Raw genomic sequence first — 16204 nt, forward strand, 5'->3', positions numbered from 1 at the left:
GTGACGTGGAAGGAGACAGCGCCGTCGTGAGTTCGCGGGTCTGGACCGTCCCGAACCTGCTGAGCTTCTTCCGGCTCGCGCTCGTCCCGGTCTTCCTGTGGCTGGTCATCACCGGCGAGGACGGCTACGCGCTGCTGGTGCTTGTCTTCTCCAGCGTGACGGACTTCCTCGACGGCTGGCTCGCCCGCCGGCTCCACCAGGAGTCCCGGCTCGGTCAGCTGCTCGATCCCGCCGCCGACCGCCTGTACATCTTCGCCGCGCTGATCGGCCTCTGCTGGCGCGAGGTCATCCCGTGGTGGCTGTTCGTCGTGATCGTGGGCCGGGATGTGATGCTCGCGGTCCTCGGGATCATCCTCGCGAACCACGGGTTCGGTCCGCTGCCGGTGCACCATCTCGGAAAAGTGGCCACTTTCTGTTTGTTCTGGGCCCTCCCGCTCCTGATGCTGGGGGAGGCTTTCGCCCCGCTGGCACCGGTGTCGCTGCCGCTCGGATGGGCGTTCGCGCTCTGGGGAGCCTTCCTCTACTGGTGGGCCGGAGTGGTCTACATCCGCGAGACAGCCCGGGTCATCCGTCTTCCGGCCGATGACAGGGGCTCTCCATCGGATACGCTAAACGGCAAGGAGGTTGACGGTGCCTGAAGACATTAACCCGAACGCTGCTGCCGGCGGAGCCGACGACGCCGCCCGGGGCCCCCTGCGCGGCGCCGGAGGCAACGAGGACACGACCGCGCGGTTCGGCGAGGAATTCATTTCGAAGATGTACCCGTCGGGCGAGGTCTCGCCCGAGGAGCAGGAGGCCATCGCGGCGCTCCCCTCCGGTTCGGCGCTGCTCATCGTGCGCCGCGGGCCCAACTCCGGAGCACGATTCCTCCTCGACGCCGACGTGACGTCCGCGGGCCGCCACCCGAACGCCGACATTTTCCTCGACGATGTGACCGTGTCGCGCCGGCACGCGGAGTTCACGCGTCGCGGCACCTCCTTCGAGGTCCGCGACCTGGGCTCGCTCAACGGCACCTACTACGACGGGGTCCGGATCGAGAGCGCACTGCTCGCGGACTCGGCCGAGGTCCAGATCGGCAAGTTCCGTCTGACGTTCTACGCGTCGCGAAACGACCTCGCCGCAGCGGCGAACGGCTAGTGGCCCGGCCGGCCCAGAGGGCCGCCGGCGACGCTCCGGCCCTCCTCAGCATCGGCCAGGTGCTCGGGCGGCTTGCGCCCGAGTTCCCCGACCTGTCCTCCTCGAAGCTGCGCTTCCTCGAGGAGCGGGGCCTCGTGTCGCCGTCGCGCACCGCGTCCGGCTACCGCAAGTTCTCGTCGGCCGACGTCGACCGGCTGCGGGCCGTGCTCGCCATGCAGCGCGACCACTACCTCCCGCTCAAGGTCATCAAGAAGTACTTCGCCGACCTGGATGCGGGGCTCGACCCCGCGTTCCCGGGCACGACGCCCGCCGGCTCGATCCTGGGCGGCGCGCGGCGCTACCGCCGCGACGAACTCCTGCGCGAGGCGGGAGCCGACGCCCAGTTGCTGCAGGATGCCGTCAGCGCCTCCCTCATCGCGGCCTCGGACGTCTACGGCGAGGAGGCGCTCACCGTGCTGCGCGCCCTCGCCGAGCTGCGGCGCAGCGGCATCGAGCCCCGGCACCTCCGCGGGTTCCGGGCGGCCGCCGAGCGCGAGATCGGCCTGATCGAGACCGCTCTGGTGCCGATCGCGCGCCGCAACGACGTGAGCAGCAAGGCGCGGACCGCCGAGCTCGCGCGCGAGATCGCGGCGCAGCTCGACGTGGTGCGCGGCAGCATCATCCGCTCCTCCATCGCGCGACTCCGCCCATGATCCCGGGCCACCGATTCGACACGCCGAGGCCGAAACCACGGATGTCGTTGCCCGGCGACCGCGGCATGGGTACCGTGGATGATGCGGCGCGGATGCGACGCGAGATTCACTACCCGGCTGAGAGGCGATCTTCATGAGCGAACTGAGTCGCGACGATGGTGCCTCCCGCTACGACATGGGCCTGCTGTTCACCGACGGCCTGCCCGAGATGGATGACGTCAACGGCTACCGCGGCGCCGTCGCCGCGCGCGCGGCAGGCATCTCCTACCGCCAGCTGGACTACTGGGCACGCACGGGACTGGTCGAGCCGACCGTCCGCGGCGCCGCCGGCTCCGGCTCGCAGCGCCTCTACGGCTTCCGCGACATCCTCGTGCTCAAGCTCGTCAAGCGTCTGCTCGACACCGGCATCTCGCTGCAGCAGATCCGCACCGCGGTCAACCAGCTGCGCGAGTCGGGCGTCAACGACCTCGCTCAGACCACGCTGATGAGCGACGGCGCGAGCGTCTACCTGTGCACCTCGAACGACGAGGTCATCGACCTGGTCAGCCGCGGGCAGGGCGTCTTCGGAATCGCCGTGGGCAAGGTCCTGCGCGAGGTCGAGACCAGCCTCGTGGAGCTGGACACGCAGTCCGACGCGATGGACGAGCTCGCCGCCCGCCGCGCGTCCCGCACCCGCGCGAGCTGAGCCTCCCTCTTCGCTGTACCCTGTCGCGATTCGTCACGAATCGTCGCCATGCGCGCCGCTTTCCGCCCTTTCGTGACGAATCCCGGCCCCGGCATCCCGCTCGCGAGATTCGTGACGAATCGCCGCAATGCGCGCCGCTTTCCGCACTTTCGTGACGAATCCCCGCCGCGACGGTTCCCCCGCGAGAGATTTGCGCCAAATCGCGGTTATCGCCGTCGCATAACCGCGATTTGCGCCAAATCGCGCCCCACCGGAGCGCGCCGGCATCGCTAGCCCGCGACAGCGGGGCCGGCGTCAGGGTTGCGCGGTCGCGTACTCGCCGAGGCGCGCGGTGCGCAGCACGCGCTCCAGCAGCATGTCGAAGTTGTGCGCCATCTCCTGCGCGCTCTCGCCCGGCCAGACGTGCAGCGGCTTCGCCGCGCCCTGTGCCTGCTGCAGGGAGGTGCGCTCCGGCAGCTGGGGCGAGAGGACGAGCGGGCCGAACATGTCGCGCAGTTCCTTGATCCGGAACTGGTGCTCGAGCGACTGGACGCGCGCGCGGTTCACGATGATGCCGAGCGGCTGGAGGCGCGGCGAGAGACCGCGGCGGATCTCCTCGATCGCACGCAGCGCGCGGTCGGCGGCCGCGACCGAGAAGAGGCCCGGCTCGGTGACCACGGCGACGCGGTCGCTCGCGGCCCACGCGGTGCGCGTCAGGGCGTTGAGGGAGGGCGCGCAGTCGATCAGGACGAGTTCGTAGTCGTGCTCGACGTTGGCCAGCGCTTCCTCGAGTTTCCAGATGTCGCGGATGCTCGGGTGCGGGCCGTCGAAGTTGATGGCCGACGGGCTGCCGATCATGACGTCGATGGTGCCGGAGCGGCCCTTGGTCCAGCCGGACGGCGCGATCGCGGCGCGCACGATCTTCTCTTTCGGAGACGCGAGCACATCCGCGACGTTGAGGTGGCCGGCGACCTGGATGTCCATCCCGGTGGAGACATCCGACTGCGGGTCGAGGTCGACCACCAGCGTCCGGAGGCCCTTCGCGAACGCGGCCGACGCAAGTCCGAGCGTCACCGTCGTCTTTCCGACACCGCCCTTGAGGGAGCTAACGCTGAGTACGTGCACGACAGCCACGTTACCTTTACTAGTCTTAGAGAACCTAACCGTTTGCTGTGTGGTGTTCACCCCTGCTCGAAAGGTCCCCATGTTCCGAAAGATCCTCGTTGCCAACCGCGGTGAAATCGCCATCCGGGCCTTCCGGGCCGCATACGAGCTGGGCGCCCGCACCGTGGCCGTCTTCCCGTACGAGGACCGGAACTCGATGCACCGCCTGAAGGCCGACGAGGCGTACCAGATCGGCGAGCCGGGCCACCCGGTCCGCGCCTACCTGGATGTGGACGAGATCATCCGTGTCGCGCAGGAGTCCGGCGCCGACGCGATCTACCCGGGCTACGGCTTCCTGTCCGAGAACCCCGAGCTGGCGGACGCGGCACGCGCGGCGGGCATCGCCTTCATCGGACCGCGCGCCGAGGTCCTCGAGATGGCCGGAAACAAGGTGACGGCCAAGGAGCACGCGATCGCCGCAGGCGTCCCCGTGCTCAAGTCCACCCCGCCGTCGCGCGACATCGACGAACTCCTCGCCGGTGCGGACGACATCGGCTTCCCGATCTTCGCCAAGGCGGTCGCAGGAGGCGGTGGCCGCGGCATGCGCCGCGTCAACAGCAAGGACGAGCTGCGTCCCGCCCTCGAAGAGGCGATGCGAGAGGCCGACAGCGCCTTCGGCGACCCGACGATGTTCCTGGAGCAGGCCGTGCTGCGCCCGCGCCACATCGAGGTCCAGATCCTGGCCGACTCCACCGGCGAGACGATGCACCTGTTCGAGCGTGACTGCTCGGTGCAGCGCCGTCACCAGAAGGTCGTCGAGATCGCACCGGCCCCCAACCTGTCCGAGGACATCCGCCAGTCGCTCTACCGCGACGCGGTCGCCTTCGCCCGCTCCATCGGCTACGAGAACGCCGGGACAGTCGAGTTCCTCCTCGACACCGTGGGCGAGCGCGCCGGTCAGCACGTCTTCATCGAGATGAACCCGCGCATCCAGGTGGAGCACACGGTCACGGAGGAGATCACCGACGTCGACCTCGTGCAGTCGCAGATCCGGATCGCAGCGGGGGAGACCCTCGCCGACCTCGGCCTCAGCCAGGACACGGTCCAGATGCGCGGAGCGGCCCTCCAGTGCCGGATCACGACCGAGGACCCGACGGCCGGCTTCCGTCCGGACACCGGCAAGATCACCACGTACCGCTCGCCCGGCGGCGCCGGCATCCGCCTCGACGGGGGGACGATCAACCCGGGCTCCGAGATCAGCCCGCATTTCGACTCCATGCTCGCCAAGCTCATCACCCGCGGTCGCGACTTCCCGGCGGCGGTGCTGCGCGCCCGCCGCGCGCTGGCCGAGTTCCGCGTGCGCGGTGTCGCCACCAACATCCCCTTCCTCCAGGCCGTCATGGAGGACCCCGACTTCATCGCGGGCAACGTCTCCACCTCCTTCATCGAGGAGCGGCCGGAGCTGTTCCGCGGCCGCGCGTCGAAGGACCGCGGCACCAAGGTGCTCAACTGGCTCGCCGACGTGACGGTGAACCAGCCGAACGGCGCCCACCCGGAGACGGCTCACCCGACCGAGAAGCTGCCGAAGATCGACCTGAGCGCGCCGGCCCCCGCCGGATCCCGTCAGCGGCTCCTCGAGCTCGGCCCCGCCGGCTTCGCCGAGGCCCTGCGTGCACAGAAGGCGCTGGCGGTCACCGAGACCACCTTCCGCGACGCGCACCAGTCCCTGCTCGCGACGCGCGTCCGCACCCGCGACCTCGTGGCGGTCGCACCGTACGTCGCGCGCATGACTCCCGAGCTGCTGTCGGTGGAGGCCTGGGGAGGCGCGACCTACGACGTCGCCCTCCGCTTCCTGGGCGAGGACCCGTGGGAGCGCCTGGCGACCCTGCGCGAGGCACTGCCGAACATCAACATCCAGATGCTGCTGCGCGGCCGGAACACGGTGGGCTACACGCCGTATCCCACGCAGGTCACCGACGCCTTCGTGCGCGAGGCCGCGGCGACCGGAGTGGACATCTTCCGCATCTTCGACGCCCTGAACGATGTCTCGCAAATGCGCCCGGCGATCGAATCCGTGCTGTCGACCGGCTCGTCGATCGCCGAGGTGGCCGTGTGCTACACCGGCGACCTCCTCGACCCGGCCGAAGACCTGTACACCCTCGATTACTACCTGCGTCTGGCCGAGCAGATCGTCGAGTCCGGCGCGCACATCCTGGCGATCAAGGACATGGCCGGCCTGCTCCGTCCGTCCGCCGCCGAGAAGCTGGTCGCCGCGTTCCGTGAGCGCTTCGACCTCCCGGTGCACGTGCACACCCACGACACCCCGGGCGGCCAGCTGGCCACGCTGCTCGCGGCATCCCGTGCCGGTGCGGACGCGGTGGATGTCGCCAGCGCCCCGATGGCCGGCACCACCAGCCAGCCGAGCGCCTCCGCGCTGGTCGCCGCGCTCGCGCACACCGAGCGCGACACCGGCATCTCGCTGAGCGCCGTCGAAGACCTCGAGCCGTACTGGGAGGCCGTCCGCCAGGTCTACCGGCCGTTCGAGTCGGGCCTGCCCGGCCCCACCGGGCGTGTCTACAAGCACGAGATCCCGGGCGGCCAGCTCTCCAACCTGCGCCAGCAGGCGAAGGCGCTGGGCCTTGCCGAAGACTTCGAACTGGTCGAGGACATGTACGCCGCGGCCAACCGCATCCTGGGCCGCATCCCGAAGGTGACGCCGTCGTCGAAGGTCGTCGGCGACCTCGCTCTGCACCTTGCAGCCGTCAGGGCCGACCCGGACGACTTCGCCGAGAACCCGCAGAACTACGACATCCCCGACTCGGTCGTCGGCTTCATGGCGGGCGAGCTCGGCGAGCTGCCGGGTGGATGGCCGGAGCCGTTCCGCACGAAGGTCCTGGCCGGCAAGACGGTCAAGATCGGCGTCGAGGACATCACGGCGGACGACGCGTCGGCGCTGGAGGGGTCCAGCGAGGAGCGCCGCGCCACCCTCAACCGGCTGCTGTTCCCGGCTCCCACCCGCATCTACGAGCAGATGCGCGAGCTGTTCGGCGACCTGTCGGTGGTCGATTCGCTCGACTACCTGTACGGACTCCAGCAGGGCAGCGAGCACGTGATCGAGTTCAGCCGCGGAGTGCGCCTCTACATCGGCCTGGAGGCGATCGGCGAGGCCGACGAGAAGGGCATGCGTACGGTCATGACCACGCTCAACGGTCAGCTGCGCCCGGTGTTCGTGCGGGACCGCAGCATCGTCGTGGAGTCGAAGGCCGCCGAGAAGGCGGACTCGGCGAAGCCGGGCCATGTCGCTGCGCCGTTCTCCGGGGTCGTGACGCTGCAGGTGAACGTGGGCGACCCGATCGCAGCGGGTCAGGCGGTCGCCTCCATCGAGGCGATGAAGATGGAAGCCGCCATCACCTCGCCGGTCGCCGGAACCGTCGAACGACTGGCCATCCCGAAGACGCAGCAGGTGGATGCCGGCGACCTCATCGTCGTGATCCAGCCCTCCTGAGACGGGTCTGGAGCACGGTCGTCGGGCCCTCAGTGGCCCGACGGCCTACAATGGCGAGTCGCGGGGGCCTATCGGCCTCCGCCCCGAACAAGGAGAACGTACGACGTGGCAGAAGGTCCTGACGCCGACACGCCGGAGGAGCGCACCCCGCGCGACCTCGTGCCGGCCGACGACGAGTTGACGCCGTCGTCCGCCTTCGCGCCGCTGGCGTCGCTGGAGGTCGACTCCACGCTGAGCATCGACGTCGACCTGCCGCCCGCGCCGGCCCCCGAGATTCCCGAGGACGAAGCGGCCGTCGCGATCGACGACGTCCCCGTCGACCCGGGTTTCGTCGCGTCGCCCAGCGAGCCGACGACCATGTCGGTCGCGATCGTCGCCTCGCGGCTGACCACCACGCCTCCGGACTCGGGCGAGTCGGCGATCACCGCCGACAGCGCACCGCCGCTCCCGCCGAGCGAGCCGTTCGCCGGCTCGCGCCGGGACCGCCTGCGCGGGGAGTCATCCACTCAGCCGGAGCCGGCGGCGATGCTGACCGCCGACCGCCTGCTCGAGGTGAACCGCAAGACGCGCCCGGGACCCGAGGGCCCCTGGCAGCGGTTCGTCTACAACGTGACCTTGCGCACGGTGAACCTCGGCGACTCCGCCAAGGTGCGCGCGCGCAAGGAGCTCGATCACCGCATCCAGAAGCACTTCGAAGGCGGCGCACGCTTCGTCCCCGTGCTCACCCGCAAGGGCGGCGTCGGCAAGACGACGGTCACGACGTTGCTCGGGATGGCACTGGCGTCCGCTCGCGAGGACCGCATCGTCGCGATCGACGCGAACCCCGACCGCGGGACCCTCTCCGAGCGGGTGCCACGGCAGACGCGCTCGACAGTCCGGGATGTGGTGCACAAGGCCGCGAGCATCGGCGGCTTCACCGACTTCTCAGCTCTGGTGTCGCGCGACGAGACACGTCTCGACATCCTCGCGTCGGACACCGACCCGATGCTCTCCGAGGCATTCGACGAGAACGACTACAACGTCGTCGCCGACCTGTCCGCCCGGTTCTACTCGATCGTGCTCACGGACTGCGGCACCGGAATCGTCCACTCGGTGATGCGCGCCACCCTGCAGCGGGCCGATTCGCTCGTCATCGTCTCGGGCGGCAGCGTGGATGAGGCGCGGCTCGCCTCCGAAACCCTGACCTGGCTGGAGGCGAACGGCTACGGCGACCTCGTCCGCAACGCCGTGGTCGCCCTCAACACGGCGACGCACGCGACCAATCTGGTCAAGCTGGAGGAGATCGAGGCGCACTTCCGCTCGCGCGTCCGCGAGATCGTGCGCATCCCGTACGACCCCCAGCTGGCCGCGGGCTCGGTGGTGTCGTGGAAGGACCTCAAGCCCCTGACCCGCCTGTCCGCGCGCACGCTGGCCGCCCTCGTTGTCGAGGGCCTCCCGGCCGAGCGCGACTGAGCCGTCCCTACCGTCCCGACCGTTCCGACCGTCCCCGCCGTTCCCTCGAGGAGTTCCCGTGACCGAGCGTCAGATCCGCCTGTTCGGCGACCCCGTGCTGAAGACACCGTCCGAGCCGATCGGCGAGATCGACGACGGGGTCCGGGGGCTGATCGAGGACCTCGTGGACAGTGTGCTCCCTCCCGGTCGCGCCGGCGTCGCCGCGCCCCAGATCGGTGTCAACGAGCGGGCGTTCAGCTACAACGTGGACGGCGAGGTCGGGTACGTGATCAACCCCGTCCTGGTCGAGGTCTCGGGCGAGCCGGAGTTGGTGGACGAGGGCTGCCTGTCCGTCCCGGGCCTCTGGTTCAAGACCCGGCGCTATCCGTTCGCACGGGTGACGGGGATCGACCTCGACGGCAACGAGATCGAGGTTTCCGGCACCGGGGTGCTCGCCCAGGCGCTGCAGCATGAGACGGACCACCTGAACGGCACGCTCTACCTCGACCGGCTGGACAAGGAATCACGGCGCGAGGCGATGAAGCAGGTGCGCGAGTCGGACTGGTTCTGACCTCGGCGCGCCTAGGATTGGGCGCATGCGTATTGCGGTCACTGGAGGATCGGGCAAGCTCGGACGCACGGTGGTGCGCGAGCTGCGGAAGGCGGGGGACGAGGTCGTCTCCCTCGATGTGACGGGGGAGCGCGGGCCCGGGTTCGTCCGGGTCGATCTGACCGACTTCGGCCAGACGGTCGACGCCATCTTCGGCGTCAACGACCAGCACGACGGCTTCGACGCGATCGTGCACCTGGCCGCGATCCCGGCGCCGGGCATCCTGAGCGACGTTGCGACGTTCCACAACAACATCCGGGTCACGTACAACGTGTTCCAGGCGGCACGGCGGGCGGGCATCCGGAACGTCGTGTACGCATCCAGCGAGACCGTGCTCGGGCTGCCGTTCGACGTGCCGCCGCCGTACATCCCGGTGGACGAGGACTACCCGGCCCGGCCCGAGAGCACGTACTCGCTGGTGAAGCACCTCGAGGAGCAGATGGCGATCGAGCTGGTGCGCTGGGACCCGGCGCTCAAGATCGTCGCTCTCCGCTTCTCGAACGTGATGGACCCGGAGGACTACGCCGCCTTCCCGTCCTTCGATGCGGATGCCCGCACACGCAAATGGAACCTGTGGGGCTACATCGACGCCCGGGACGGTGCCCAGGCGATCCGTCGCGCGCTGGAGTGGGATACGACCGGGTTCGACCGCTTTATCATCGCCGCCGCCGACACAGTGATGAGCCGGCCCAACGCCGAACTGGTGGCGGAGGTCTTCCCGGGTGTGCCGCTCAAGCGGGAGCTCGGGGTCAACGACACGCTGCTGTCGATCGACAAGGCCCGCCGCGTGCTCGGCTACGCCCCCGAGCACTCCTGGCGCGACGCGCGCTAACCCCGCCCCGTTCCCGCGCCGGCACACTGCACATTCGTAACGAATGCGCGCTATCGCGACCGGATACCGCACATTCGTGACGAATCCTGACTCGGGATACCTCGGGAGTTGGCGTGTGGAGAGTGCGTTCTCCACAGAATCGGGCGGGGAGGCTGGAGAGGGAGAGTGAACGGGCGAAGCTGAGGGATGCGCACGCCTCGAGATCTTCCGCCGTCCCTGATGCCCGCGTTCACCACTTCCGATGCCCGCGCGGCCGGAGTGGGACCGCGGCGTCTCCGCGCAAGGGACCTGCACCATCCGTTTCACGGCGTCCATCTCGCAGTAGCCCCGACAAGCGTTCGTGACCTGTGCCACGCTTATCTTCCGCTCGCGCCGGACGGCGCTTGGTTCAGTCATCAGACCGCGGGCGCTCTTCTCGGAATCCCTCTTCCCGTCGAGCTGAGCGACTGCACGTTGCATCTCTCAGTGGCTTTTCCGCGCACACCGCCTCGTGGCCGGGGAGTCGTGGGCCACAGCCTGGGCGCGGTGTCGGGAGACACGGTCGACGGGCTCCCGGTGTGTACGCCGGCCCACGTTTGGTGTCAGATGTCCGGAGTCCTCGGAGCGCATGACCTCGTGGCCGCGGGCGATCATCTGCTGGGGGCGCGCTCCCGGCCGCCTCAGGTCACCCTCGGTGACCTCGTCGACGTCTCGGGGCAGTTGGTCCGAACCAAGGGAGCCCGACGGCGTCAGTGGGCGCTTGCGCGCATGCGCTTCGGGGCCGACTCGCGACCGGAGACGCTTCTGCGGCTGCTCCTCGAGGAACGTGGGCTCCGGGACATCGAGGTCAATCGTGCCGTGCCCGTTGCAGGCGGTCGCTTGACCCTTCACCCCGACCTCACCGTCCCGAGGCTTCGACTGGCTTTCGAGTACGAGGGCGACGGGCACCGAGTGGATCGACGCCAATGGCACTCCGACATCGAACGCCGGGAGCTTCTGGAGGCAGAGGGATGGCGGGTCATCCGTGTCACCGCCACCGATCTCGCGGACCGCCACGCCTTCGGCGCCCGACTCGAGAGATTCGTGCCGAATGTGCCCTTTGCCTAAGCCAGAGCGACGATTCGTGACGAATCGTGACCGTCAGTGGGCGAGGGAGAAGCCCTGCGTGCTCGGGTTGTCGCTGTAGAGGCCGTCGATTACGTCCGCGAAGTCCGCGAGGATGACGTTGCGCTTGATGCTCAGCTTCGGCGTCAGGTGCCCGCTTGCCTCGGTCAGTTCCGTGGCGAGCACGACGAACTTGCGGACACTCTCCGCCCGGGAGACGCCCGCATTGGCGTGATCGATCGCGCGCTGGATCTCGGCGTGCACGGCCGGGTTCACCGACGCTTCGGCGAGCGTCATGTCCTTGTCCTCGCCGTTGTTCGCCAGCCAGGTCGGCAGCATCTCGGTGTCGAGGGTCACCAGCGCAGAGATGAACGGCTTCTGGTCGCCTACCACGATCACCTGGCTGACCAGCGGGTTGGCGCGGATGGGGTCCTCCAGCGCGGCGGGGGAGACGTTCTTGCCGCCCGCCGTGACGATGATCTCCTTCTTGCGGCCCGTGATGGTGAGGAAGCCGTCGGCGTCGAAGGAGCCGAGGTCGCCGGTCTTGAACCAGCCGTCCTGGAATGCCGCGGCGGTCGCCTCGGGGTTCTTCCAGTACTCCTTGAAGATGTTGATGCCGCGCACCTGGATCTCGCCGTCGTCGGCGAGGCGCAGGTCGACGCCGGGCAGCGCGGGGCCGACGGTGCCGATCCGGAACGATTCCGGCCGGTTCACGGTCGCCGGGGCGGTCGTCTCGGTGAGCCCGTACCCCTCGAGGATCTTGATGCCGAGGCTGTGGTAAAAGTGCCCGAGGTGCGAGCCGAGCGGCGCGGAGCCGGAGACGGCGAACTTCACCCGGCCTCCCATCGCCGCACGCAGCTTCGAGTACACGAGCCGGTCGTAGAGGGCGAACTTGAGCTTGAGCCCGAAGGGTACCGAGCCGGCCTCCACCGCCTTGGAGTGCTCCACGGCCACCTCGGCGGCGGCGCGGAAGATCTTGCCCCGTCCGCCGCTCTCCGCCTTCTGCTCGGCCGAGTTGTAGACCTTCTCGAAGACCCGCGGCACCGCGAGCAGGAAGGTCGGTTTGAAGCTCGCGAGCGCCGGCAGCAGCTGCTTGGTGTCCGCCTGGTGACCCACCTTCACGCCACCCGTGACGCTCAGCACCGAGATGAAGCGGGCGAAGATGTGCGCGGCCGTGATGAAGAGCAGAGTGGATGCGCCGCCCGGCTGCTGCACGACGTCCTTCAGGGCCTCGGCCGAGTTGCGCGACAGCTCCACGAAGTTGGAGTGGGTGAGCACGCATCCCTTCGGCCGGCCGGTCGACCCGGACGTGTAGATCAGCGTGCCGATATCGGAGCCCTTGGCGATGCGGCGACGGCGCTCGATCTCCTCGTCGGGAACGTCGCGGCCCGCCGCCACGAGCTTGTCGAGGTCGCCCAGGTGCAGCTGCCAGACGGTGCGGATGAGGGGGAGCTCGGGATGGACCTCGTCGAAGCGCGCGTGCATCTCCGCCGTCTCGAGGAACACCGCGATGGCGCCGGAGTCGGACATGTTCCACTGGACCTGCGTGGGGGAGGAGGTCTCGTAGATCGGCACCAGGACTGCGCCGGCGAACCACGTCGCGAAGTCGATCAGCGTCCACTCGTAACGGGTCTTCGACATCAGGCCGATCTTGTCGCCCGGCTGGATGCCCGCCGCGACGAGGCCCTTCGCCAGTGCGATGACCTGGCGGTGGAACTCCGCCGCGGTAATGTCCCTCCAGCCGCCGCCCTCGGGGAGCGCGAACAGCGGAGCATCCGGTGTCAGCGCGACGCGGTCGACCAGCAGGTCGGTGGCATTGGCGTCCGGGTCGGCGGGGACGATGGCGGGGGTGTCGATCTGGTTCACGGTAGCTCCCTCGATACCGGGCGGGCGGACTTCCGGCCGAATGGCTTCGGCCCAATGGGTTGATTACACTCTAGATGGTCCCGCCGGGGGTCCCCTGAACCTGCCCGGGACAGCATCCCACCCCCGCCTAGAAAGGCCACACGTGCACGCGATCGGCATCGACATCGGTGGGACCAAGATCGCGGGGGCCGTCGTCGACGAGCTCGGCGTGATCGTGCGCGAGGATCGGGTGCCCACTGACGCGAGCCGGCCCGTCGAGATCGAGAACGCGGTCGTCGCCATGATCGAGCGTCTGTCCGATGGTCCGGAGGAGATCGCCGGAGTGGGTGTGGCCGCAGCGGGGTTCATCGATGCGGCGCAGTCCACCGTCTACTACGCCCCGAACATCAGCTGGCGGCATGAGCCGTTCCGCGAGAAGCTCGAGAAGAGGATCGACCTCCCCGTCCTGATCGAGAACGACGCCAACGCGGCGGGCTGGGCCGAGTTCCGGTACGGCGCCGGCCGTCTCGTCTCGGACATGGTCATCCTCACCATCGGCACCGGAGTCGGCGGGGCCATCGTCAGCAACGACCGCCTGTTCCGCGGCGGCTTCGGCGCCGGCGCCGAGATCGGGCACATGCGTGTCGTCCCCGGCGGCCTGCCGTGCGGCTGCGGGGCCCACGGCTGCATCGAGCAGTACGGCTCCGGGCGGGCGCTGCAGCGGATGGCGAACGAGTTGGCCGACGCCGGCGGCATCGGGCAGGCGCTCGCGGACGCGCGCTCGCGCACCGGCGTGCTGACCGGCCACGACATCAGCGCCCTGATCACGGCGGGTGACCCGGGTGCCCTTGCGGCTCTCCGTCAGCTCGGCGACTGGCTGGGCCAGGCGTGCGCGAGCCTGGGCGCCATACTCGACCCGCAGCTCTTCGTCTTCGGGGGCGGCGTCGCCCAGGCCGGGGAGCTGCTGCTGGAGCCCATCCGGCAGGCGTACCTGGAGAACCTCCCGGCGCGCGGCTTCCACCCGGAGCCGGAGTTCGTGATCGCCGAGCTCGTCAACGACGCCGGTGTGGTGGGCGCGGCCGACCTGGCTCGCCTGCACTCCTCCTCGCTCTAGGACGCCGCGAGGGATAGGCTTCGGTGCGATGTTCTACTGGCTGATGAAGTACGTGGTCGTGGGCCCGCTGCTGCGCGCCATCTTCCGGCCGTGGGTCGTCGGTCTCGAGAACGTCCCGGCGGAGGGCGCCGTCATCCTGGCGAGCAACCACCTGTCGTTCATCGACTCGATCTTCCTGCCGATCGAGGTGGATCGGCGCGTCTCGTTCCTCGCCAAGAGCGACTACTTCACGCGGCGCGGCCTGCGCGGGTGGGCCACCAAGGCCTTCATGAACGCGACAGGGCAGCTCCCGATCGACCGCTCCGGCGGCAAGGCGTCGGAGGCCTCCCTCAACACCGGCCTCGCCGTGCTGGCCCGCGGCAAGATCCTCGGCATCTACCCGGAGGGCACGCGAAGCCCCGACGGCAAGCTGTATCGCGGAAGAACGGGCGTCGCCCGGATGATCCTGGAGGCGGGCGTCCCCGTCGTGCCGGTGGCCATGATCGACACGGCGAAAGTCATGCCGATCGGCCGGCGGCTCCCGAAGGTCGGGCGTATCGGCATCATCGTCGGCGAACCGCTCGACTTCTCCCGGTTCGACGGCATGGAAGGTGACCGCTTCATCCTGCGCTCGGTCACCGACGAGATCATGTACGAACTCCAGCGCCTTGGCGAGCAGGAGTACGTCGACGTATACGCCACCACGGTCAAGGAGAAGCGGGCGACGCTGTCACAGTAGAACGGCCCGCTGCCCATTCGCGATAGGCTCGGATATCCCCAGCCATCCCGAGTGAGCGGAAGACCAGTGCTACAGACCACAGAGCCCGTCGTGCGACCTGACGAGTCCGTGATCGAGGGCCTGGACTATTGGCGCACGCTCCCCATCAAGCAGCAGCCGCAGTGGCCGGACCCCGAGGCGGCCGCCGCCGCGTCGGCCGAGATCGCCACCCTGCCTCCGCTGGTCTTCGCCGGCGAGGTGGACCAGCTGCGCACGCGCCTGGCGCGCGCCGCGTCCGGACAGGCCTTCCTGCTGCAGGGCGGCGACTGCGCCGAGACCTTCGCGGGTGCGACGGCCGACGCCATCCGCAACCGCGTCAAGACCGTGCTGCAGATGGCGGTCGTCCTGACGTACGGCGCGTCCGTTCCGGTCATCAAGATGGGCCGTATGGCGGGGCAGTTCGCCAAGCCGCGCTCCAGCGACACCGAGACGCGTAATGGAGTGACCCTTCCGGCGTACCGCGGTGACATCGTCAACGGGTACGACTTCACTCCGGAGTCGCGTCAGGCCGACCCGCGCCGTCTGGTGCAGGGCTACCACACCGCAGCATCCACGCTGAATCTCATCCGCGCCTTCACCCAGGGTGGCTTCGCCGACCTGCGCCAGGTGCACAGCTGGAACCGGGGCTTCGCAGCCAACCCCGCCAATCAGCGGTACGAGGGCCTCGCCCGCGAGATCGACCGTGCGATCCGGTTCATGGAGGCGGCGGGCGCCGACTTCGACGAGCTCACGCGGGTGGAGTTCTACTCCAGCCACGAGGGCCTGCTGATGGACTACGAGCGGCCGATGACGCGCATCGACTCCCGGACCGGCACGCCGTACAACACGTCTGCGCACTTCATCTGGATCGGCGAGCGGACGCGCGACCTGGACGGCGCGCACGTCGACTTCCTCTCGCGGGTGCGCAACCCGATCGGCGTGAAGCTCGGCCCCACGACCTCGCGCGACGACATGCTCCGACTGATCGACAAACTGGACCCGGAGCGCGAGCCTGGCCGCCTGACGTTCATCACCCGCATGGGTGCCGGCAAGGTCCGGGATGCGCTGCCCCCGCTGCTCGAGGCGATCAAGCGGTCGGACGCGAAGCCGCTGTGGGTCACCGACCCGATGCACGGCAACGGCCTGACGACGCCGAACGGCTACAAGACGCGCCGCTTCGACGACGTCGTGGACGAGGTGAAGGGCTTCTTCGAGGCGCACCGCGCAGCGGGGACCAACCCGGGCGGCATCCACGTCGAGCTCACCGGCGACGACGTGACCGAGTGCCTGGGCGGCTCCGAGCACATCGACGAGGCGACCCTGGCGACCCGCTACGAGTCGCTCTGCGACCCTCGCCTCAACCACATGCAGTCGCTCGAGCTGGCCTTCCTGGTCGCCGAGGAGCTCTCGGCCGCGCGCACGGACTGACTCGCGCCTCCGCCCCTGCGGGC

At 69.2% G+C, this 16204-nt stretch carries 14 protein-coding genes; 12 read left to right on the plus strand and 2 right to left on the minus strand.

Translation table 11 applies throughout. The features are described 5' to 3' along the window. The first annotated feature begins 5 nt into the window (after window positions 1-5). From P3F85_RS05460 to P3F85_RS05475, 4 genes are all read left to right on the plus strand, one after another. Complete coding sequence (locus P3F85_RS05460; protein WP_374010235.1) at window positions 6-638, plus strand: CDP-alcohol phosphatidyltransferase family protein; 633 nt, start codon at window positions 6-8, stop codon at window positions 636-638. Continuing rightward, complete coding sequence (locus P3F85_RS05465; RefSeq protein WP_374010236.1) at window positions 631-1137, plus strand: FHA domain-containing protein; 507 nt, start codon at window positions 631-633, stop codon at window positions 1135-1137. The genes P3F85_RS05460 and P3F85_RS05465 overlap by 8 nt, the downstream gene beginning before the upstream one ends. After that, window positions 1137-1829, plus strand: coding sequence for a MerR family transcriptional regulator (locus P3F85_RS05470; RefSeq protein ID WP_374010237.1), 693 nt, complete (start codon window positions 1137-1139; stop codon window positions 1827-1829). Before P3F85_RS05465 ends, P3F85_RS05470 begins: the two co-directional genes overlap by 1 nt. Window positions 1830-1962: 133 nt before the next feature. Beyond that, window positions 1963-2514 (plus strand): MerR family transcriptional regulator, encoded by a 552-nt coding sequence (locus tag P3F85_RS05475; RefSeq protein WP_374010238.1) that lies wholly within the window; start codon window positions 1963-1965, stop codon window positions 2512-2514. Window positions 2515-2808: 294 nt separating this feature from the next. Here P3F85_RS05475 and P3F85_RS05480 read toward each other — a convergent pair whose 3' ends face one another. Beyond that, entirely contained in the window at window positions 2809-3618 is an 810-nt protein-coding gene (locus tag P3F85_RS05480; RefSeq protein WP_374011002.1) for a ParA family protein, read from the minus strand. A 79-nt stretch (window positions 3619-3697) separates the two neighbouring features. Here P3F85_RS05480 and P3F85_RS05485 point away from each other — a divergent pair, with 79 nt between their 5' ends. The 5 genes from P3F85_RS05485 to P3F85_RS05505 all read left to right on the plus strand — a co-directional run bounded on the left by P3F85_RS05485 (window position 3698) and on the right by P3F85_RS05505 (window position 11061). Further along, window positions 3698-7102, plus strand: a complete 3405-nt coding sequence (locus tag P3F85_RS05485) for a pyruvate carboxylase (RefSeq protein WP_374010239.1) — start codon at window positions 3698-3700, stop codon at window positions 7100-7102. A gap of 105 nt (window positions 7103-7207) precedes the next feature. After that, window positions 7208-8554 (plus strand): AAA family ATPase, encoded by a 1347-nt coding sequence (locus P3F85_RS05490; RefSeq protein WP_374010240.1) that lies wholly within the window; start codon window positions 7208-7210, stop codon window positions 8552-8554. A gap of 58 nt (window positions 8555-8612) precedes the next feature. Then, a complete protein-coding gene (gene def / locus P3F85_RS05495; RefSeq protein WP_374010241.1) occupies window positions 8613-9104 on the plus strand; it encodes a peptide deformylase in 492 nt (163 codons plus the stop codon). 25 nt (window positions 9105-9129) lie between these two features. Then, a complete protein-coding gene (locus P3F85_RS05500) occupies window positions 9130-9975 on the plus strand; it encodes an NAD-dependent epimerase/dehydratase family protein (RefSeq protein ID WP_374010242.1) in 846 nt (281 codons plus the stop codon). Between the two features lie 525 nt (window positions 9976-10500). Next, a complete protein-coding gene (locus P3F85_RS05505; protein WP_374010243.1) occupies window positions 10501-11061 on the plus strand; it encodes a DUF559 domain-containing protein in 561 nt (186 codons plus the stop codon). A 33-nt stretch (window positions 11062-11094) separates the two neighbouring features. Here P3F85_RS05505 and P3F85_RS05510 read toward each other — a convergent pair whose 3' ends face one another. Further along, window positions 11095-12924 carry a long-chain fatty acid--CoA ligase gene (locus P3F85_RS05510; protein WP_374010244.1) on the minus strand — a complete coding sequence of 610 codons (1830 nt, stop codon included), beginning with the start codon at window positions 12922-12924 and terminating at the stop codon, window positions 11095-11097. 142 nt (window positions 12925-13066) lie between these two features. Between P3F85_RS05510 and P3F85_RS05515 the strand changes: the two genes are divergently transcribed. The 3 genes from P3F85_RS05515 (at window position 13067) to P3F85_RS05525 (ending at window position 16181) form a co-directional block, all read left to right on the plus strand. Then, a complete protein-coding gene (locus tag P3F85_RS05515) occupies window positions 13067-14017 on the plus strand; it encodes an ROK family glucokinase (protein ID WP_374010245.1) in 951 nt (316 codons plus the stop codon). Window positions 14018-14045: 28 nt separating this feature from the next. Then, window positions 14046-14735: a lysophospholipid acyltransferase family protein gene (locus P3F85_RS05520; protein ID WP_374010246.1), complete on the plus strand. Its 690-nt coding sequence runs from the start codon at window positions 14046-14048 to the stop codon at window positions 14733-14735. 108 nt (window positions 14736-14843) lie between these two features. Beyond that, complete coding sequence (locus P3F85_RS05525) at window positions 14844-16181, plus strand: class II 3-deoxy-7-phosphoheptulonate synthase (RefSeq protein ID WP_374011003.1); 1338 nt, start codon at window positions 14844-14846, stop codon at window positions 16179-16181. Window positions 16182-16204 lie beyond the last annotated feature (23 nt).

Source organism: Leifsonia sp. T36S-04, assembly GCF_042465655.1.
Lineage (GTDB): Bacteria > Actinomycetota > Actinomycetes > Actinomycetales > Microbacteriaceae > Leifsonia.

Excerpts from the sequence above, each read along its gene's own strand:
- P3F85_RS05475 (WP_374010238.1), top strand. The coding sequence starts at position 1,963 with ATGAGCGAACTGAGTCGCGACGATGGTGCCTCCCGCTACGACATGGGC.
- P3F85_RS05485 (WP_374010239.1), top strand. The coding sequence starts at position 3,698 with ATGTTCCGAAAGATCCTCGTTGCCAACCGCGGTGAAATCGCCATCCGG.
- P3F85_RS05500 (WP_374010242.1), top strand. The coding sequence starts at position 9,130 with ATGCGTATTGCGGTCACTGGAGGATCGGGCAAGCTCGGACGCACGGTG.
- P3F85_RS05520 (WP_374010246.1), top strand. The coding sequence starts at position 14,046 with ATGTTCTACTGGCTGATGAAGTACGTGGTCGTGGGCCCGCTGCTGCGC.